The 16,872-nt window shown below is 69.8% G+C and carries 20 protein-coding genes; 8 read left to right on the top strand and 12 right to left on the bottom strand.

Going from position 1 to position 16,872, the window contains the following annotated elements; genetic code table 11:
* On the bottom strand, positions 1 to 693 hold the full coding sequence (locus tag WBG06_RS17765; protein ID WP_336738260.1) for a TetR/AcrR family transcriptional regulator: 693 nt from the start codon (positions 691 to 693) through the stop codon (positions 1 to 3).
* A gap of 63 nt (positions 694 to 756) precedes the next feature.
* Here WBG06_RS17765 and WBG06_RS17760 point away from each other — a divergent pair, with 63 nt between their 5' ends.
* The 5 genes from WBG06_RS17760 (at position 757) to WBG06_RS17740 (ending at position 3,978) form a co-directional block, all read left to right on the top strand.
* A complete protein-coding gene (locus WBG06_RS17760; RefSeq protein ID WP_336738259.1) occupies positions 757 to 1,512 on the top strand; it encodes an SDR family oxidoreductase in 756 nt (251 codons plus the stop codon).
* 11 nt (positions 1,513 to 1,523) lie between these two features.
* Positions 1,524 to 1,853 (top strand): nuclear transport factor 2 family protein, encoded by a 330-nt coding sequence (locus tag WBG06_RS17755; protein WP_336738258.1) that lies wholly within the window; start codon positions 1,524 to 1,526, stop codon positions 1,851 to 1,853.
* Between the two features lie 33 nt (positions 1,854 to 1,886).
* On the top strand, positions 1,887 to 2,285 hold the full coding sequence (locus tag WBG06_RS17750; RefSeq protein WP_336738256.1) for a low affinity iron permease family protein: 399 nt from the start codon (positions 1,887 to 1,889) through the stop codon (positions 2,283 to 2,285).
* A gap of 92 nt (positions 2,286 to 2,377) precedes the next feature.
* Positions 2,378 to 2,998: an NAD(P)-dependent oxidoreductase gene (locus tag WBG06_RS17745; protein WP_336738255.1), complete on the top strand. Its 621-nt coding sequence runs from the start codon at positions 2,378 to 2,380 to the stop codon at positions 2,996 to 2,998.
* A gap of 38 nt (positions 2,999 to 3,036) precedes the next feature.
* A complete protein-coding gene (locus tag WBG06_RS17740; protein WP_336738254.1) occupies positions 3,037 to 3,978 on the top strand; it encodes an AraC family transcriptional regulator in 942 nt (313 codons plus the stop codon).
* Positions 3,979 to 3,983: 5 nt separating this feature from the next.
* On the opposite strand, the gene arr is transcribed toward WBG06_RS17740, so the two are convergent.
* Positions 3,984 to 4,388 carry an NAD(+)--rifampin ADP-ribosyltransferase gene (gene arr / locus WBG06_RS17735; protein WP_336738253.1) on the bottom strand — a complete coding sequence of 135 codons (405 nt, stop codon included), beginning with the start codon at positions 4,386 to 4,388 and terminating at the stop codon, positions 3,984 to 3,986.
* A gap of 59 nt (positions 4,389 to 4,447) precedes the next feature.
* The gene (locus WBG06_RS17730) at positions 4,448 to 5,092 is read right to left on the bottom strand and encodes a dihydrofolate reductase family protein (RefSeq protein WP_336738251.1); all 645 of its coding nucleotides are present in this window, start codon (positions 5,090 to 5,092) and stop codon (positions 4,448 to 4,450) included.
* 151 nt (positions 5,093 to 5,243) lie between these two features.
* Between WBG06_RS17730 and WBG06_RS17725 the strand changes: the two genes are divergently transcribed.
* Positions 5,244 to 5,666 (top strand): YkvA family protein, encoded by a 423-nt coding sequence (locus tag WBG06_RS17725; protein WP_336738250.1) that lies wholly within the window; start codon positions 5,244 to 5,246, stop codon positions 5,664 to 5,666.
* A gap of 4 nt (positions 5,667 to 5,670) precedes the next feature.
* Here WBG06_RS17725 and WBG06_RS17720 read toward each other — a convergent pair whose 3' ends face one another.
* Together WBG06_RS17720 and WBG06_RS17715 are read right to left on the bottom strand one after the other, a co-directional pair.
* Positions 5,671 to 6,360, bottom strand: a complete 690-nt coding sequence (locus tag WBG06_RS17720; protein WP_336738249.1) for a hypothetical protein — start codon at positions 6,358 to 6,360, stop codon at positions 5,671 to 5,673.
* The gene (locus WBG06_RS17715; protein WP_336738247.1) at positions 6,357 to 6,950 is read right to left on the bottom strand and encodes a TetR/AcrR family transcriptional regulator; all 594 of its coding nucleotides are present in this window, start codon (positions 6,948 to 6,950) and stop codon (positions 6,357 to 6,359) included. The genes WBG06_RS17720 and WBG06_RS17715 overlap by 4 nt, the downstream gene beginning before the upstream one ends.
* 105 nt (positions 6,951 to 7,055) lie before the next feature.
* Here WBG06_RS17715 and WBG06_RS17710 point away from each other — a divergent pair, with 105 nt between their 5' ends.
* Complete coding sequence (locus tag WBG06_RS17710) at positions 7,056 to 7,910, top strand: carbohydrate kinase family protein (RefSeq protein WP_336738246.1); 855 nt, start codon at positions 7,056 to 7,058, stop codon at positions 7,908 to 7,910.
* On the opposite strand, the gene WBG06_RS17705 is transcribed toward WBG06_RS17710, so the two are convergent.
* From WBG06_RS17705 to WBG06_RS17685, 5 genes are all read right to left on the bottom strand, one after another.
* Positions 7,907 to 9,133, bottom strand: a complete 1,227-nt coding sequence (locus WBG06_RS17705) for an MFS transporter (protein ID WP_336738245.1) — start codon at positions 9,131 to 9,133, stop codon at positions 7,907 to 7,909. The genes WBG06_RS17710 and WBG06_RS17705 overlap by 4 nt on opposite strands.
* 76 nt (positions 9,134 to 9,209) lie before the next feature.
* On the bottom strand, positions 9,210 to 9,953 hold the full coding sequence (locus tag WBG06_RS17700; RefSeq protein ID WP_336738244.1) for an IclR family transcriptional regulator: 744 nt from the start codon (positions 9,951 to 9,953) through the stop codon (positions 9,210 to 9,212).
* 19 nt (positions 9,954 to 9,972) lie between these two features.
* Positions 9,973 to 10,956 (bottom strand): DUF5829 family protein, encoded by a 984-nt coding sequence (locus tag WBG06_RS17695; RefSeq protein ID WP_336738243.1) that lies wholly within the window; start codon positions 10,954 to 10,956, stop codon positions 9,973 to 9,975.
* A gap of 44 nt (positions 10,957 to 11,000) precedes the next feature.
* On the bottom strand, positions 11,001 to 11,648 hold the full coding sequence (locus tag WBG06_RS17690) for a LysE family translocator (protein ID WP_336738242.1): 648 nt from the start codon (positions 11,646 to 11,648) through the stop codon (positions 11,001 to 11,003).
* A 71-nt stretch (positions 11,649 to 11,719) separates the two neighbouring features.
* Positions 11,720 to 12,199 carry a DinB family protein gene (locus WBG06_RS17685; protein WP_336738241.1) on the bottom strand — a complete coding sequence of 160 codons (480 nt, stop codon included), beginning with the start codon at positions 12,197 to 12,199 and terminating at the stop codon, positions 11,720 to 11,722.
* Positions 12,200 to 12,250: 51 nt separating this feature from the next.
* Here WBG06_RS17685 and WBG06_RS17680 point away from each other — a divergent pair, with 51 nt between their 5' ends.
* Entirely contained in the window at positions 12,251 to 12,439 is a 189-nt protein-coding gene (locus tag WBG06_RS17680; protein ID WP_336738240.1) for a helix-hairpin-helix domain-containing protein, read from the top strand.
* A gap of 6 nt (positions 12,440 to 12,445) precedes the next feature.
* Here the strand turns inward: WBG06_RS17680 and recQ are convergent, their stop codons facing one another.
* A complete protein-coding gene (gene recQ, locus WBG06_RS17675) occupies positions 12,446 to 14,263 on the bottom strand; it encodes a DNA helicase RecQ (protein WP_336738239.1) in 1,818 nt (605 codons plus the stop codon).
* An 86-nt stretch (positions 14,264 to 14,349) separates the two neighbouring features.
* Positions 14,350 to 16,860, bottom strand: coding sequence for an MMPL family transporter (locus WBG06_RS17670; RefSeq protein WP_336738238.1), 2,511 nt, complete (start codon positions 16,858 to 16,860; stop codon positions 14,350 to 14,352).
* Positions 16,861 to 16,872: the final 12 nt, after the last annotated feature.

Below are 16,872 nucleotides of genomic sequence, written 5' to 3'. Positions count from 1 at the left end.
CTACGCGGTCTCCGGAGTCCGCTCGCCGAGCTTCGACAGCCATGCGACCAGGAGCTGCGTCTCGGCCCTGCCCAGAACGTCCGGGTGGGCGGCAGCGATCTCGACCGCCGCGGCGAGCGGGGTCCTCTGCTGTGCGCCCGTGCCGGTGATGGCGGCGATGGTGCCTTCGCGCACCGCCGCCGAGAGCTCGGGGTCGGCGGTGGCCAGGATGATCTGCTGGAGGGTGACGCCGATGTTCGTCACGAGCACGTGGGCCGCTGCCTGCTCCGGGGGCACGACGAGCCGTCCCTGGTCTGCCGCTCGGGTGGTGAGGGACAGCAGGATCTCGCTCGGGCGTGACTGGGCGGCGGGGGAGTAGCCGGGGCGTACCTTGCCGTACATCAGGGTGTAGAAGCCCGGGTTTGCCAGCCCGAAGGCGACATGGGCGTCCCACCCCGTCCGGAGGTCCTGGATCGGGTCGCCCGATGACTCCATCGCGGTCTTCTCGCCGAGGTAGAGATCGAAGCCACGCTCGACGACGGCGTCGATGAGGCCCTGCTTGGACCCGAAGAAGTGATACAGCGTCGGCATCTTGACGCCGACCGCATCGCAGACCGCGCGCAGCGAGAAGTCTTCACCGGGGGCTGCCGCGATCAGGTCGGCGGCTGCGTCGATGAGACGCACTCGGGTGTCGCTTGTTGCCGTAGCTGGCATGGTGATACGTTAGCCAATGTAGCAACGCTACATCAACCAATATCAGTGATATGGGGGATATCAATGACGGACCACACGCTCGCAGGCAAGAACGTCCTCATCGCCGGGGGAGCGAAGAACCTCGGCGGCCTGATCGCCCGGCAGGCGGCCGAGGCAGGCGCGAACGTCGCGATCCACTTCAACTCCGAGCAGACCCGCGCCGAGGCCGAGAGCACGCTCGCCGCGGTCGAGGCGGCAGGGCGCAAGGGCGTCATCCTGCAGGGCGACCTGACCGTGCCGGCCAACGTGACTCGCCTGTTCGCCGACGCCGAGGCCGCCCTCGGCACGCTCGACGTCGCTGTCAACACCGTCGGCAAGGTGCTGCGCAAGCCGATCGTCGAGACCACCGAGGAGGAGTACGACTCGATGTTCGACATCAACGCCAAGGCGGCGTACTTCTTCATCCAGCAGGCCGGCAAGAACCTGGCCGACGGCGGCAAGATCATCACCATCGTCACCGCGTTGCTCGGCGCGTTCACCGACGGCTACTCGACGTACGCGGGCGGGAAGAGCCCCGTCGAACACTTCACCCGCGCGGCGGCCAAGGAGTTCGCCGAGCGGGGGATATCGGTCACCGCGATCGCCCCGGGGCCGATGGACACCCCGTTCTTCTACGGTCAGGAGACCCCGGAGCGCGTCGAGTTCCACAAGTCCCAGGGGATGGGCAACCAGCTGACCAAGATCGAGGACATCGCCCCGATCGTACGATTCCTGGCATCGGAGGGCTGGTGGATCACCGGCCAGACGATCTTCGCCAACGGTGGCTACACCACCCGCTGAGAGGAGTGCACATGACTGACACGACGATCCCGGGGCCGGTCGCAGACTTCATCGACGCCGTCAACCGCCACGACGAGGCCGCGTTTCTCGACGCCTTCGCCGAGGGTGGCGCCGTCGACGACTGGGGCCGTGTCTTCACCGGCCGCGAGCAGATCAAGGGGTGGAGCGACAACGAGTTCATCGGTGCCCAGGGCACCCTCGCGGTCGAGGAGGTCGAGGTCTCCGGCAGCACGGTGACAGTGGTCGGTGACTGGCGCTCCACCCATGCCAACGGCCGCTCGAGGTTCGTCTTCGATCTCGACGGCGACCTGCTCACCCGGATGACCATCCGCGAAGGCTGAGATCCGCGGTCGGATCGGGGCTACCGTGACCGCATGACCGTAGAGAACGAGGCCAGGAAGTCACGCCAGCGAGGTGACGGGCGCAACGGGTTCGAGCGCTTCGTCGAGGTGGTGACCTCCGTGGTCAGCCATGCGCCCTTCTTCTATGTGATCGTCGGTGTCCTGCTGTTGTGGGCGGTGAGCTTTCCCCTCTGGTCCTCGAGCACCAAGTGGGAGCTCGCCGTCCACACGGGATCCTCGGTCCTGTCGTTGCTGCTCCTGGTGCTGCTCCAGAACGCCGGGCGGCGCTCGGAGGAGGCCTCGCACGAGAAGCTCAACGTCATCGCCTCGGCCCTCTCCGACCTGATGGAATCCCGGGCTCGCGACGACGAGGACCTCACCGACTCCGTCCGCATCCTGCGCGAGGCCGTGGGGCTGGAGGAGCGGCACTGAGCGTCTGACGTATGCCGTCGAGCGTCACGGCCATGGCCGAACACCCGGCGTACGCGGTCGAATGAGGACACCCACCCGACGAAGGAGTCCTCATGAACATCACCGTCTTCGGCGCCACCGGAACGATCGGCCGGCTCGTGGTCGACCAGGCGCTCGCCGCCGGCCACCACGTCACCGCGTTCACCCGGGATGCGGCCCGCGTCACCGCAGCTCACGACCGCCTGCACGTGGTCGTGGGTGATGTCACCGACCCGGCCGCCTGTCTGCCGGCGGTCAAAGACGCCGACGCGGTCATCGTCACGCTCGGCGCCGGCCGCAAGGGTGAGATCCGGGAGGCCGGCACCCGTGCCGTCGTCACCGCGATGAGAGAAGCGGGCGTCCGGCGCCTCGTGTGCCAGACCACCCTGGGGGTCGGGTCCAGCCGCGCCAACCTCGACCTGTTCTGGAAGTACGTCATGTTCGGAGCGCTGCTGCGGGCGGCCTACGCCGACCACGTACGCCAGGAGGCCGTGGTCGAGGCCAGCGGCCTGGACTGGACGACCGTGCGTCCCTCCGCCTTCGCCGACCAGAGCCCGGCGCCCGTCCGGCACGGCTTCGGCGGGAGCGAGAGCGGTCTGCGTCTGAAGATCGCTCGCGCCGATGTCGCGGCCTTCGTGCTCGCACAGGTCGAGGACGAGACGTACCTGCGCCGGCCCGTGTCGATCTCGGCATGACCCTCCCCGCATCCGTCCGCGCCGATAGCCTGCAGGGTGTGGATGTCCTGGAGGCGCTGCTCGACGGCCCGCGCGCACGGGGTGCGTTCCTGCTCCGGATGCTGCTGGACCCGCCCTGGTCGTTGCGCAACGAGGACGAGGCACCGCTCACCGTGTTCGCGGTGCTCCGGGGCTCCGCCTGGATCTGCCACGACGAGCGGCCGCCGCTGCGGGTGGAGGCCGGGCAGGTGGCGGTCGTGCTCGGCCCGGACCACTACACGGTCGCGGACGATCCCGCTACGCCGCCCGACGTCGTGGTGTATCCGGGAGGCCGCTGCAACAGCGCCGACGACGGTCGCGCACTCTGGGACGAGCGGTCGCTCGGGATCCGCACCTGGGGTGACCCGGACGGTGACTGCGTGCTTCTCGTCGGCACCTACGAAGGCGACGGCGAGGCCAGTCGCCCCCTGCTGTCGGCGCTTCCGGACGTCGTCCTCCTCGGCCACGAGGAGGCGCCGACCTCGCTGCTGAACGTGCTGGCCGAGGAGATGCAGATCGAGGCTCCCGGCCAGCGGGCACTGCTGGACCGGCTGCTCGACGTGCTGCTCATCTCGACGCTCCGCACCTGGTTCGCCGGGCGCCGGGACGAGGCTCCGGGATGGTTTCGCGCCCAGCACGACCCGGCCGTCGGTGAGGCGCTCGCGCTCCTGCACCAAGAGGTAGCCCATCCGTGGACCGTCGAGGAGCTTGCCGCGCAGGTCGGTCTGTCCCGCGCGGCGTTCGGCCGGCGGTTCACGGCGCTCCTCGGTGAGCCGCCGATGAGCTATCTCGCCGGCTGGCGGCTCGCGCTCGCCGCCGACCTGCTGGTCTCCTCCGACGCCACCGTCGCCGCGCTCGCCCGCCAGGTCGGCTACGGCAGCCCGTTCTCGTTCAGCGCCGCGTTCAAGCGGGCCTACGGGGTCAGTCCCCAGCAGTATCGCGCGGGCAGAGCCAGTGCGTAGCCGGGCTAGTTGATGATCTCGGCGTCGTCGCCCATGGCGGCCAGGCGGTCGCGCCACAACTGCAGGGCCTCCGGCGTCTGTCGTGTCCAGTCCGCGACCTCCGCGACGATCCGGAGCGGCTCCGTGCTGCGGTAGGACCTGGTCGGGTTGCCGGGGAACTTCTTGTCCGTGACGTTCGGATCGTTCTCGAACTCGCCGGTCGGCTCGACACGATAGACGCGTGGTTCCCCGTCGCCTGCGGCGAGCTCGGCTGCGAGGCCGGCGCCGTCCGGCAGGGCGGTGAAGTAGATGTGGTTCATCAGGATCTCGGGGCGATAGTTCGAGGGGAACCCGGCAGTGAGCTGATCTCCAGGTCGCAGATCGGCTTTCGTGCCGTGGTAGAACGGCCCTTCGTCCAGCGGCTCACTCATGCTCGGCAGAATATCGTCTTCGCGGGGCAGGCCGCCGGTCCCGCGGTCGCGGCGCCTCGTCAGGGGTTCGGAACAGTGGCCTTGCGGGTGAAGGTCAGGTGGGTGACGCCGCTGGGGGAGGAGACCGCCTCGATGTCGTAGTCGTCCTCCGTGCCCTCCAGGCCGTCCCAGAGGCGTACGCCGCGACCCAGGACGATCGGGACCTGGACCACGTGCATCATGTCGACGAGTCCGGCGGCGACGAAGTCTCGCACCACCGTGGCGCCGCCACCGATGCGTACATCCAGGCCGTCGGCCGCTTCGAATGCGGCCGCCAGCGCTTCGGCTGGGGGAGCATCCAGGAAGTAGAAGGTGGTGCCGCCCTCCATCTCCATCGGCGGACGTGGCCGATGGGTGAGGACGAAGGTCGGCGAGTGGAACGGCGGGTTGGGACCCCACCAGCCCTTCCAGTCGAGGTCGTCCTGCCAACCTGGCGGACCGAACTTGTTCGCGCCCATGATCTCGGCGCCGATGCCTTGGCCGTGTCGCTGCGCGAAGGCATCGTCGATGCCCTGGGCCCCGGTGTCGTCCCAAAATCGGGTCGCGAACATCCACTCGTGCAGGCGCTCGCCGGCGTGACCGAACGGTGCCTCGGCCGACTGTGGCTCGCCCGTCGCGAAGCCGTCGAGCGAGATGGAGAGATTGTGGACTCTGGTGAGTGGCATGGGTTCCTCCGTGGACCACGACGTCGGGGTCAGGTCGGCGTCCGTCGAGCGTACTGCTCGAGGACGGAGACGACGACCGCTTCGTTCGGTCGCCGTGATGGAATCACCAGGTGCGCCTCGGCCACGGTGCGACGCAGCTCGGAGGGTGTGGATGACCGGTTCGTATTGGTGGGACCTGGCGATCGGCATCGCCGCGGCGCTGCTGCTCTCCTGGCTCTGCCTCGTCGTCGCCCTGCTCGTGGTCCGTCCGCGTGGCGATCTGCTGCGTGAGGCGATGCGGATCCTGCCTGATGTGGTGCGGCTGCTGCGCCGGCTCGCGGCCGACAAGACGCTGCCTCGCGGCGTACGGATCAGGCTCTGGCTGCTGATGGCCTACCTGGCTCTGCCGATCGATCTGGTGCCCGACTTCATCCCGGTGCTGGGCTATGCCGACGATGCGATCATCGTCGCCGCCGTCCTGCGCGGCGTCGTCCGTCGCGCCGGGATCGACGCGGTCCGGGCCCACTGGCCGGGCAGCGAGGACGGCTTCTCGGCGCTGACCCTGATCGCCGGGCTCAGGCGACCTTCCCGCTGAGCGATCAGACCGGCCGGAACGTACCCGTGACGAGATAGGTCATCCCGTTGACCAGCAGGAGGAGCGAGATGGCGGCCACCAGGACGGTCATCACGTACGCCGCGGGCCGGGCGGTCCTGCGGGCGAGGGCGACCGCGTGCCGGACGGGGCGGGAGTCCTTGCCGGCGGCCAGGGCGATCACGACGAGACACAGCGGGGCCTGGCTGATCAGGAACCACCCGGTGAAGACGGCGGCGACGGCCACCAGGCTCGACATGCTCGCGCTGATCGTCGCGACGCCGTAGAAGCTGGGGTCGGTCAGAGCGGTCACGCCCCAGAAGATGCCCATCAGGCTCATCCCGGTGGGGCCGGCCAGCATCGAGCTCTTCGTCTTCTCGGGCTTCGTGTCGTTGCGGTGTGCCCATCGGTGGGCTGCCCACAGGCCGAGGCCGGTGGCGATGGCCAGCTGCACGGTCAGGCGCACCGGATCGGGCACGTCGAGCAGGTTGCGGAGCCAGTCGACGACGTGCTGGACGGACTCGCCGAGCACGATCCCGGTCAGCACGGTGGTGATCCAGGCGGTTCCGAAGAACAACAGGATGACCCGGCGCCGGGCACCGGTGGCCAGGGCCGGGACGACGATGAGCGCGCCGAACGGGTCGAAGCCCGCCACCCCGAACCCGACGACGCTGCCGACCGCTGCCAACGGGTTCATGGCTGTCTCCCGGACCCGCTCCGGACGAGCGGGGTGAAGAGGGAGGTCAGGTGGTCGATGGCAGCCTTCTGCTCGACGGCGCCGGCCTGGATGGCGGTGACGAGGCTGTCGGCTGCGCCCTGGAACATCACCAGCAGGGCGGTCTCATCGCCTGCGGGGACGGCGAACATCTCCCGGCAGAGCAGGATGAACGTCTCCGGCACCTCGAAGAAGTGGTCCTCGATCTCCTCGGTCGCCGCCCGAGCGGCGGAGACCGTGTCGTAGACAGCACCTTCTCCGAGGCTGTAGCCCACATAGGTCCGGGCCAGGATCTCCAGGAGCTCCGTCGGAGACGCCCCTTCTCGCTGGGCCTCGTGGAGCGCGTCGGCCACGACGCTCTCGTAGTCGGCCACGATCTGCCGCTCCATCTGGGTCAGCAGGTCGGCAAGGGAGTCGAAGAGGCGGTAGGCGATCGGCTTGGAGACACCGCAGGCCTCGGCCACTCGGGCGAGCGTGACGGCCCGTCCGCCCTCGACCCGGGCGATCTCCACGCCTGCTGCGACCAGCATCTTCCGCCGCCGGGCGGCAGGGACACGCAACGAGCTGCTCATGGACCGGCCTCCTCGTCGGTGAAGTTACTGACCGTAACGTTACCATTGGTAACAAACTGCTCATAATCACGTGCGTGGCGGTGGTCCATGGTGCTGAATAGGCGCATGTCTCCCTCTCCGCGGGTCGTGGTGTGCGGCCCCGCCTCCTGGAACCACCTGATCGAGCTCGACCAGCTGCCCGAGCCGGTCCCGCACATGCAGTTCGCGCGACGCTCGTGGCACACGATCGGCGGTACGTCCGCGGGCAAGGCCCTGCATCTGGCGGGGCTCGGTGTCGACGTACGTCTGTGGGCTTCGCTCGGGGCCGACGAGGACGGCGCGCGCCTGCGACGGCGGCTCACCGAGGCAGGCGTGGTCGTGGAGGCGATCGCCAGCGATCAGACCGAGCGGCACGTCAACCTGATGGCCGACGGGGGAGGCCGGGTCTCGCTGTACGTCTCGACGCCTTCGGCCCCGTCAGCCGCCGCGGTCGAGGCGGCGGCGAGCGCCGTCTCGGCGGCGGATCTCGCGGTGATCGACCTGAGCGAGCTCGGCCGACTGGTGCTCGAGGCCATGCCGGCGTCGCCGACCCCGTTGTGGATGGACCTGCACGACTACGACGGGTCAGCGGCGTTCCACGAGCCGTTCCTGCGCGCCGCCGACGGCGTGTTCATGAACGACGACGGCACCGACGACCCGTGGACGCTGATGGCCTCGTGCCTCGACCGCGGCCCCCGCCTCGCGGTCTGCACCCTGGGCGCGCAGGGCGCGATCGCGCTCGAGGCGGACGGTACGAGGCACGAGGTCGCCGCGGTGCCGGCCACCGTCGTCGACACGAACGGCGCCGGCGACGCGTTCATGGCCGGGTTCCTGGCCGCTCGGCTGCGTAGGGAACCGGTTGCCGTCGCGCTCCGGGCCGCCGCTGAGCAGGCCCGGAGCGCGATCGAGACCGATCACCTCCACCCGGCGCTCGGCGGCTAGGCCGACTCCTCGACCGGGTGTGCGGGCACGGTGAGCAGGGCAAGCAGAGCGATCACGGCGGCACCGGCGAAGGCGTAGAAGCCCCACGGGTAGGCGATGCCGGCGGTGAGGAGGGCGCCGCCGAGGAAGGGGCCGACGATGGCACCGACCCGACCGATGCCCGCGGACATGCCGAGCGCGGTGCCGCGGATCCGAGCGGGATAGAGGTGGCTGACGAAGGCGTAGACCAGCACCTGGGCGCTGAAGACGAAGATGCCGGCGGCCAGCACCGCGGTGTAGACCAAGAAGGTGTTCTCCATCTTGATCGACAAGAGCGCGAGCATCACCGCGGCGACGCCGAACCAGATCAGAACCGTCGGCTTGTTGCCCTTGGCGTCGGAGATCAGGCCGGCGAGGACGAGTCCGATCACGGCGCCGACGTTCAGGGTGAGGAGCAGGCCGAGCCCGGCCTCGAGGGAGTAGCCGGCCTCGCCCATGATGGTCGGCAGCCAGGTGTTCAGGCCGTAGACCAGCAGCAGTCCGCAGAACGACGCCGCCCACAGCCCCAGGCTCACCCACAGCAGGCGGCCGCGCACGACCTCGGAGGGGCGTACCTTCTCGGCCTCGACGGTCTCGAGGTAGGCCTGCGACTCCGGCAGCTTCGCCCACATCACCGGGACCGTCAGCAGGCCGGCGATGCCGCCGATCACGAACATCGCCTCCCAGCCCAGGTTCGGGATCACCCACAGCGCGAGCAGAGCGGTGAGCACGGCCCCGACGTGGTAGCCGGTCATCATCCGGGTCATGGCGGTGCCCGAGCGGCCCGGCCGGGCGTGCTCGCTCATGAACGCCAGCGCCGTCGGCAGGCAGGCGCCCAAGCCCAGGCCGGCCAGGAAGCGGAGCGTGATGAACACCGTGGCGTTCGGGGCGATGGCGACGGCCAGGGTGAGCAGCGAGAACAGCGCGATGCTGCTGATCAGGGTCTTCCGGCGGCCGAACCGGTCGGCGAGCGGGCCGATCACGACGGCACCGATGCCGACGCCGACCAGACCGAGGGTGGCGGCGGTGGTCAACGACGCCTTGGTGAACCCGAGCGCGCCGGTCTCGGCCAGGGTCGGGATCACCGCGCCGAGCACCACGAGGTCGTAGCCGTCCAGCGCGACGGCGAGCCAGCACAGCATGACCGGCCACAGGGACCGGGAGTGGCCGGCGACGGCGGGGGATGTGGTTGGGGACACACTCATAGGACGAACCTAATCCGTCCGGGTCGTGTGACCGCCAGCACAGCTTTCGCCCAGTGGAAACCTGGCCGAAACTCGTTCAGAGACGGCGTCCGATCGACTGAGCAGCGACGCGGAGCGCGCCGTACAACCGCTGTTCGCTCCCCTTGAGCGAGGCGACCACCAGACCGAGCGAGGCGACGACCTCATCGTGCTGGTGGATGGGGACCGCGATGGAGCAGGCGCCCAGGGTCATCTCCTCGCGCGTGGTGGCGTAGCCCTTCTCGAGCACCTGCCGCAGCTGCCTGCGCAGGGTCCCGGGCTGGGTGATCGTGTAAGGAGTGATCCGGGTGAGCGACCCCAGCACGGCGTCCTGGACATCGGCGGGCGCATGAGCGAGAAGGACCTTGCCGACCCCGGTGGAGTGCAGCGGCAGACGCCCGCCGACCTTGCTCACGACCGGGACCGACTGGTTGCCGCGCAGCCGGTCGAGATAGACGACCTCGGTCCCCTCGCGTACGGCGAGGTGCACCGTGGCGAGGGTCGCGCCGTAGAGGTCGTGCAGGAACGGTTCGGCCACCTGGCGCAGCCCGGTCTCGGTAGGTGCCAGATGGCCGATGTCCCAGATCCTGCGTCCGATGACGTAGTCGCCGGAGGGCAGCCGCTCCAGCGCACCCCAACGGAAGAGCTCGCCCAGGAGTCGATGCGTCGTGGCGAGCGGAAGGTCCGCGCGCGTGGCGATGTCGCTGAGCGACATCGCCCGGTGCTGCTCGTCGAACGCGCTCAGGATCGCCAGTGCCCGGCTGGTCACGCTCGTGCCGGCCTGTCGGCTGTTCCCTGCCATCGTTGCGGAGGTTACTACCTCAGCCTCCGAAGGCGGGGTGGAGCGGCTCCCCGGACCCGCTGGACCGGTTGGACCGGGGCGTCGCCGTGGCCTCGATGGGGTCGAAGGTCCAGAGCGCGTACGCCCCGGGGCCGACGTGCAGCGTAGAGCCGCCGATCGTCTCGGTGTGCGGCTCCTCGGCCGGCTCGTTGAGGGCGAAGACGACGTGGCGTACGCCGGCCTCCTCGGCAGGCACCGGGAGCAGGCGGATCGTGGTCATCCCGTCGAACGCGAGGACGCCGCCGTCCTTCAGGACACGGATCGTGATCCCGCCGGCGCGCCACAGCGGGACCATCTTCTCGATGTCGGCCTCGGTCGTGGCGATCTGTATGCCGATGACGTCGCGCATCTGGTGGTCGAGGTAGCGATCGCGGTTGTAGCGGTCGCGGCTGACGTCACCCTCGTAGGCGGCGGGCGGGAACGAGAGTCGGGGGTCCTCGAGGAACTCGTCGCGATACTCCATCGCCCAGGAGAAGAAAGTGTCGTAGGTGGCCGTCGTGTAGGTGACGTCGAACCACGGGATCGGCTTGCCGTCGCCGAGGTCGGTCACCTGGGTGAACTCGACCGGGTCGACGCCGAGATCGTGCAGGTTGGCGGAGGCGGTGGCCAGGTCGCCGTCCCTGTCGGCCGAGACGGCGAGCCCGGTGTCACCGGCGACCGCGTCCGGGGCGTCGCCAGGGCCGAAGAACTCCAGATAGGTCTCCTTGCCGAGCAGGTAGCGACCGGTCCAGGTCGAGGTGCCGTCGTTGCCGGTGCTGATCCGGCGGTCGGCGAACTGCCCCAGAAAGTCGGAGTGCTCGATCGCGTCGGCGGTCTCGCGGTCGACCATCGCCCACGCGTGGTTGAAGGCCAGGAGCGGGTCCTGACGCTCCTCATCGGCGTGGGCCGGGGTGGCCGAGGGTCCTGAGGCGATGGCGAGCGCGGCGATCGCGGCCGCGACGATTCCCGAGAGTGGAGTCCGCATGGTCCCAGTCTCTGCGACCGGCGCGCTCCTGTCCCCGGAATTCGTCAGGCGCCGTGGGAGGCGGTGGCCATGGTCGCGCCGAGACCGATCATGAGGACCCCGCCGCCGGCGCCGAGGGTGTCGAGGCGCCTGGGCTTGCGGGCGAACCAGGCCTTGGCCCGGCTGGCGGCGAGCACCCAGCCGGAGTCGCAGACGAAGGCCATCGCCGAGAAGATCGCGCCGAGCAGGAGGATCTGGGGCACGGCGGGCGCGGAGGCGTCGATGAACTGGGGCAGGAAGGCGAGGTGGAAGACGATCGTCTTCGGGTTGGTCGCCCCGACGATCATCCCGGTGCGGATCGCGCCCCACGCGGTCGTGCGGGCGACGTCCTCCCCGTGGAGCGCGGCCCGGGCGTCACCGCGGTGGCGGATCGCCTGGATGCCGAGATAGACGACGTACGCAGCACCGACGAGCTTCACGACGGTGAACGCGGTCGCGGAGGCCGCCACGAGCGCGCCGAGCCCGACGGCCACCGCCAGGACCTGGCCGAACTGGCCGAGCGCGTTGCCGCCGACGGCGAGCACGGCCTCGCGGCGGCCTGCGGTCAGGGCGCGGCCGAGCGCGAAGAGGACGCTCGGGCCTGGGATCAGGATGAAGATGACGGACGCGAGCGCGAAGGCGGCGAACTGGCTCAGGGTCGGCACGTCATTCATTCTGCGGCAGGGTCGTGGCGGCGTACGAATGATTTCTGGTGGGCGAGACGAGCAGCAGCGGACGTCCTGGGTCAGCTGCTCTGTCGGGCCGCCCGGATCTGCTCGACGAGGATGTCGCCGTGGCCAGCATGGCGGGCCAGCTCCTGGATCATGTGGGCGTAGACGAACCGCAGCGACACCTGCTTCCCGTGCCAGGGGAACTCCTCACCCAGGTCGTGGGCGGCGGCGACCTCGCGGGAGTGGTCGCACGCGGCGAGATAAGCGGCCCGGACGGACTCCACGGTGTCGTCCGGGGCGAGCACGAAGCTCTCGTCGACCGTGTCAGGCAGCCCGATCTCCTGTCGCGGGACGTTCGCGACGCGCGAGTGGAACCACACCTTCTCCACGAACGTCGCGTGCTTCACCAGGCCCAGCGGAGTGGTGAGCGACGGGACCAGCTTCCGTCGCGCCTCCTCGTCGTCGAGGTCCTCGAGGATGCGGGTGATCTCATCCCGCTGGATGTCGACCATTCCTTCGAGAAGCGCGCGCTCGTCTGCCTGTCCGATGCTCATGCGGGCAGGTTACTGTCCCCGCCGGGCACGATGCGTCGTAGCCTGATCTCCATGTCGACGACCGAGGATGCCGGCCCGATCTTCGACGGTGTGACGATCGGCAGGCCGGCCACAGGGGCGTTGCTGGCGGCCGGCTATCGCACCCTGTCCGACCTGCCGGACGACCTGAGCACGCTGCTGCCGCTCCACGGTGTCGGACCCAAGGCGGTCCGTCTGCTGCGTGAGGCCGTCGAGCGCTGACCGGTCTCACAGCACGGCGAGCACCCCGTCGGCGTATTTCTCCAGCTTCGCCTCGCCGATCCCGCTGATCGTCCCGAGCTCGTCGCGGCTCGACGGTAGTCGAGTGGCGATCTCGCGGAGCGTGGCGTCGTGGAAGACGACGTAGGCAGGCACACCCTGCTCCTTGGCGACCTCACCGCGCCACGCGCGCAGCCGCTCGAATACCTCCGCCGCCTCGGGTGAGAGGTCGGCGGCTGCCACCTTGGGCTTGCGCTCGCCGGAGCCGCTGCGACGGGCCTGCCGGGGCGGCTCCTTGCGGAGCATCAGCTGCTGCTCGCCGCGGAGCACGGGGCCGGCTGCATCGGTCACCGAGAAGACCCCGTAGCGGGTGTCGACCGCGAGCATCTCCCGAGCCAGGAGCTGACGGATGACGGAGTGCCAGTCACCCTCGGGCAGATCGGTGCCGATCCCGAAGACGGAGAGCTCGTCGTGGCGGAACTGACGGACCTTCTCGGTCTCCTTGCCGCGCAGGATGTCGACGATCTGCCCCGCCCCGAACCGCTGTCCGTTGCGCTCGCGGTCGAGCCGGATGACGGTGGAGAGGACCTTCTGCGCCGGGACGGTGCCGTCCCACGACTCGGGCGTCGTCAGGCAGGTGTCGCAGTTGCCGCAGGGCTCCGCGGACTGCCCGAAGTAGCGCAGCAGCTGCACCCGCCGGCAGTCGACGGTCTCGCAGAGAGCCAGCATCGCGTTGAGATGCTGGCCGAGCCGGTGCTTGTGGGCACGGTCGCCCTCGGAGGTCTCGATCATCTGCCGCTGCTGGACCACATCGGCCAGGCCGTAGGCCAGCCATGCGGTCGACGGCTGCCCGTCGCGCCCCGCCCGGCCGGTCTCCTGGTAGTAGCCCTCGACCGACTTGGGCAGGTCGAGGTGGGCCACGAAGCGCACGTCCGGCTTGTCGATCCCCATCCCGAAGGCGATCGTCGCGACCATGACGATGCCGTCCTCGCGCAGGAAGCGGGACTGGTTCTGCGCGCGGGTCCGGGCGTCGAGTCCCGCGTGGTAGGGGAGGGCTGGGATCCCGGCGCCGACCAGGGTCGCGGCGGTGCGCTCGACCGAGTTGCGGGAGAGGCAGTAGACGATGCCGGCCTCGCCGGGGTGCTCGGTGCGGATCAGGTCGAGAAGCTGCTTGGCGGGCTTGTCCTTCGGGGCGATCCGGTATTGGATGTTGGGCCGGTCGAAGGACGCCACGAAGTGGCGGGCGTCCTCGAGGTCGAGCCTGGAGGCGATCTCGCGGCGGGTCTCGGCGGTGGCGGTTGCGGTCAGCGCGATCCGCGGCACCTCCGGCCAGCGCTCGTGCAGGTGGGAGAGCTGCAGGTAGTCGGGCCGGAAGTCGTGGCCCCACTGCGAGACACAGTGGGCCTCGTCGATCGCGAAGAGCGAGATCTTGGCCTGGTCGAGCAGCCGCCCGGTCTCGGGCACCCGCAGCCGCTCCGGGGCCAGATAGAGCATGTCGAGCTCGCCGGCGAGCAGCGCCTTCTCCACCTGCTGCCGCTCGTGGGGCATCTGGGTGGAGTTGAGGAAGCCGGCCCGCACGCCGAGCGCGGAGAGCGCGTCGACCTGGTCCTGCATCAGCGCGATCAGCGGCGAGATGACCACCCCGGTCCCAGGCCTCACCAGGGACGGGATCTGGTAGCACAGCGACTTTCCGCCGCCGGTCGGCATCAGGACAAGGGCGTCTCCGCCCGCGGCCACGTGCGAGACGATCTCCGCCTGGTCGCCGCGGAACTCGTCGTAGCCGAAGACGCGGCGCAGGACATCCAGCTCCGGGTTCGTCTCACTCACGCACGTGACCCTACCGGGGGCCACCGACGGTCCGGGGTTGTGAAGCTGAGCGTGGCCTATGGGTCACTCTGGGCTTCACAACCTCCTCAGACCGAGACCTTCTCCCGCGTGACCGGGGCCTCTCCGGCTTCGGCAGGGCCGCCGTGGGCACGCTCGAGCGCCGCGCCCTCGACGTCCACGTTCGGGAGGATGCGGTCGAGCCACCTCGGCAGCCACCACGCCGAGCGGCCGAGCAGGTGCATCAGCGCCGGCATCAGCAGCATCCGGACGATGAACGCGTCGAGCAGCACCCCGAGCGCGAGGCCGAAGCCCATCGAGCGGATCATCACCGACTCGGCGAAGACGAACCCGCCGAAGACGGAGACCATGATCAGGCCGGCCGCGATCACGACCGAACGCCCGGCACGGAACCCTTGGGCGACCGCTACGCGGGGCGGGGCGCCGTGGACGTACGCCTCCCGCATCCCCGAGGCCAGGAACAGCTGGTAGTCCATCGCCAGGCCGAAGAGGATCCCCACGAGCAGGATCGGCAGGAAGCTCAGGATGGGACCGGTCTCGAAGGCGAGCCCGAGGCGATCGGCGAGGTCGACGCCGATCAGGTCCGTGACGATGCCCTGCTGGAAGACCGCGACCACCACCCCGTAGGTCGCTAGCAGCGAGAGCACGAAACCGCCGGTCGCGATGAGGGGGACCAGGATCGAGCGGAAGACCAGGATCAGGATCAGCAGGGAGAGGCCGACGACGACGCCGAGGTAGGGGAGGAGCACGTCGTTGAGCCCCTGGGACACGTCGATCGCGACCGCGGTGGCGCCGGCGACGCCGAGCGTGATGTCGCCGTTGACGGCCGGCATGTCCCGGATCGTATTGACGAGCTCGTTGGTCGAGACGCTGTTGGGGCCCTCCTCGGGGACGACCTGGAAGGCGGCCGTGCGACCGTCCTCGGAGACCGCGGCCGGAGCCACGGCACGTACGTCGTCGAGGTCCGCCAGGGCCTTGGCAACGATCAGCTGAGCCTGCTGGACGCCGGCCTCGCTGAGTCCCTCGGGCAGGTCGGCGGCGACCAAGAGCGGCCCGTTGGCACCGGCTCCGAAGCTGTCCTCGGTGATCGTGTAGGCGGTCTTGGCCAGGGAGCCCTCCGGCTCGGAGCCGCCGTCGGGCAGACCGAGCCGCATGTCCAGCGCGGGAACGGCGAGGGCGAGCAGAGCGACCACGGAGGCGACCACCGTGAGCAGCGCACGCCAGGTCGGCATCGGCCTGGCGTGGGCCTCGGCGGCATCCTGCTTCGCGACCTTCTTGCGGGCGCGCTTGGAGACGATGCGGCCGCCGACCAGGCCCAGGACGGCCGGGGTCAGGGTGATCGCGACCAGGACGGCGATCGCCACGCAGGCGGCGCCGACCGAGCCCATCAGGCCGAGGAACGGGATGCCGGTCATGTTGAGTGCGACCAGCGCGACGATCACGGTGGACCCGGCGAAGACCACGGCAGTGCCGGCGGTGCCGTTGGCCAGTGCGATCGACTCGGTGACGTCGGTGCCGTGGAGCAGCTGCTTGCGGTGCCGGTTGAGGATGAAGAGCGAGTAGTCGATGCCGACAGCCAGGCCGAGCATCAGGCCCAGGATCGGAGTCATCGAGGCCATCTGGACGACGCCGGAGAGGGAGAGCGCGCCGAGCGCGCCGATGCCGACGCCGGTCAGCGCGGTGACCAGCGGGACGCCCGCGCCGATGATCGTGCCCAGCATGACCAGGAGGACGACGGCGGCGACGCCGACCCCGACGATCTCACCCGGTCCCATCGGGTTGGGTGCCTCCTGGGAGATGTCGGCGGAGACGCCGACCTCGACCCCTTCGATCGGGTTGTCGGTGAAGTGGTCGACGGTGGCCTTCTTGGTCTCCTCGGACATCTCCAGGCGGCCGACGGAGTAGGCGACGTTGACGAGAGCGGCCGACCCGTCCGCGGAGACCATCCGGATCTCCTCGGAGAGCTCCAGCAGGTCGGCGCCGTTCTTCGCCGCGGCGACGTTGGCCTCGAGATCGGCTGCGCTGTCGTCGAGCTTCGACTGCTGCTTGTCGAGAGCGGCCTGCTGGGCGTCGATCTGCGTGGTCGGCATCCCCGCCGCCTGGGTTCGGGCGAGGGCCTTGTCGATGTCGGCCTGCGCCTTGTCGAGCCTGGCCTGGGCGTGGTCGAGCTGGGTCTGGCCGGCCTCGAGCCTGGCCAGGCCTGCGGTGACCTTCTCGGCCTGAGCCTCGCGCTGGGCCTCGGTCCGGAACGGGTCGGTGACCGCGGCGACGTCGGGGAGGTCCTCGGCGCTGGTGACCAGGGCCTGGATCTCCTCCTTCTGGGTCTCGCTCAGCGGGGTGCCGTCCGTGGTCTGGAAGACGATCGTGCCGGTACCGCCGGCCAGGTCGGGCAGCCCTTCCTGGAGCTCGTCGACGACCTCGGACGAGGGCAGCCCCGGGATGTCGAAGCTGGTGGTGAGCTCGCCTGACCAGGCGACGTACGCTCCGGCGGCGCCGGACAGCGCCAGCACCCAGGCAAGGATCACCAGCCAGGCGCGGCGCGCAGCCGTCTTGCCCAGTCGATACAACAGCTCCGCCATGGCGGCATCCCT

Origin of the sequence: Nocardioides sp. CCNWLW239 (assembly GCF_037137035.1) — a bacterium.
GTDB lineage: Bacteria > Actinomycetota > Actinomycetes > Propionibacteriales > Nocardioidaceae > Nocardioides.
This window is presented reverse-complemented; position numbering and strand designations above follow the sequence as displayed.

Excerpts from the sequence above, each read along its gene's own strand:
- WBG06_RS17765 (WP_336738260.1), bottom strand. The coding sequence starts at position 693 with ATGCCAGCTACGGCAACAAGCGACACCCGAGTGCGTCTCATCGACGCA.
- WBG06_RS17760 (WP_336738259.1), top strand. The coding sequence starts at position 757 with ATGACGGACCACACGCTCGCAGGCAAGAACGTCCTCATCGCCGGGGGA.
- WBG06_RS17755 (WP_336738258.1), top strand. The coding sequence starts at position 1,524 with ATGACTGACACGACGATCCCGGGGCCGGTCGCAGACTTCATCGACGCC.
- WBG06_RS17750 (WP_336738256.1), top strand. The coding sequence starts at position 1,887 with ATGACCGTAGAGAACGAGGCCAGGAAGTCACGCCAGCGAGGTGACGGG.
- WBG06_RS17745 (WP_336738255.1), top strand. The coding sequence starts at position 2,378 with ATGAACATCACCGTCTTCGGCGCCACCGGAACGATCGGCCGGCTCGTG.
- arr (WP_336738253.1), bottom strand. The coding sequence starts at position 4,388 with ATGAGTGAGCCGCTGGACGAAGGGCCGTTCTACCACGGCACGAAAGCC.
- WBG06_RS17730 (WP_336738251.1), bottom strand. The coding sequence starts at position 5,092 with ATGCCACTCACCAGAGTCCACAATCTCTCCATCTCGCTCGACGGCTTC.
- WBG06_RS17725 (WP_336738250.1), top strand. The coding sequence starts at position 5,244 with ATGACCGGTTCGTATTGGTGGGACCTGGCGATCGGCATCGCCGCGGCG.
- WBG06_RS17720 (WP_336738249.1), bottom strand. The coding sequence starts at position 6,360 with ATGAACCCGTTGGCAGCGGTCGGCAGCGTCGTCGGGTTCGGGGTGGCG.
- WBG06_RS17715 (WP_336738247.1), bottom strand. The coding sequence starts at position 6,950 with ATGAGCAGCTCGTTGCGTGTCCCTGCCGCCCGGCGGCGGAAGATGCTG.
- WBG06_RS17710 (WP_336738246.1), top strand. The coding sequence starts at position 7,056 with ATGTCTCCCTCTCCGCGGGTCGTGGTGTGCGGCCCCGCCTCCTGGAAC.
- WBG06_RS17705 (WP_336738245.1), bottom strand. The coding sequence starts at position 9,133 with ATGAGTGTGTCCCCAACCACATCCCCCGCCGTCGCCGGCCACTCCCGG.
- WBG06_RS17700 (WP_336738244.1), bottom strand. The coding sequence starts at position 9,953 with ATGGCAGGGAACAGCCGACAGGCCGGCACGAGCGTGACCAGCCGGGCA.
- WBG06_RS17695 (WP_336738243.1), bottom strand. The coding sequence starts at position 10,956 with ATGCGGACTCCACTCTCGGGAATCGTCGCGGCCGCGATCGCCGCGCTC.
- WBG06_RS17690 (WP_336738242.1), bottom strand. The coding sequence starts at position 11,648 with ATGAATGACGTGCCGACCCTGAGCCAGTTCGCCGCCTTCGCGCTCGCG.
- WBG06_RS17685 (WP_336738241.1), bottom strand. The coding sequence starts at position 12,199 with ATGAGCATCGGACAGGCAGACGAGCGCGCGCTTCTCGAAGGAATGGTC.
- WBG06_RS17680 (WP_336738240.1), top strand. The coding sequence starts at position 12,251 with ATGTCGACGACCGAGGATGCCGGCCCGATCTTCGACGGTGTGACGATC.
- WBG06_RS17670 (WP_336738238.1), bottom strand. The coding sequence starts at position 16,860 with ATGGCGGAGCTGTTGTATCGACTGGGCAAGACGGCTGCGCGCCGCGCC.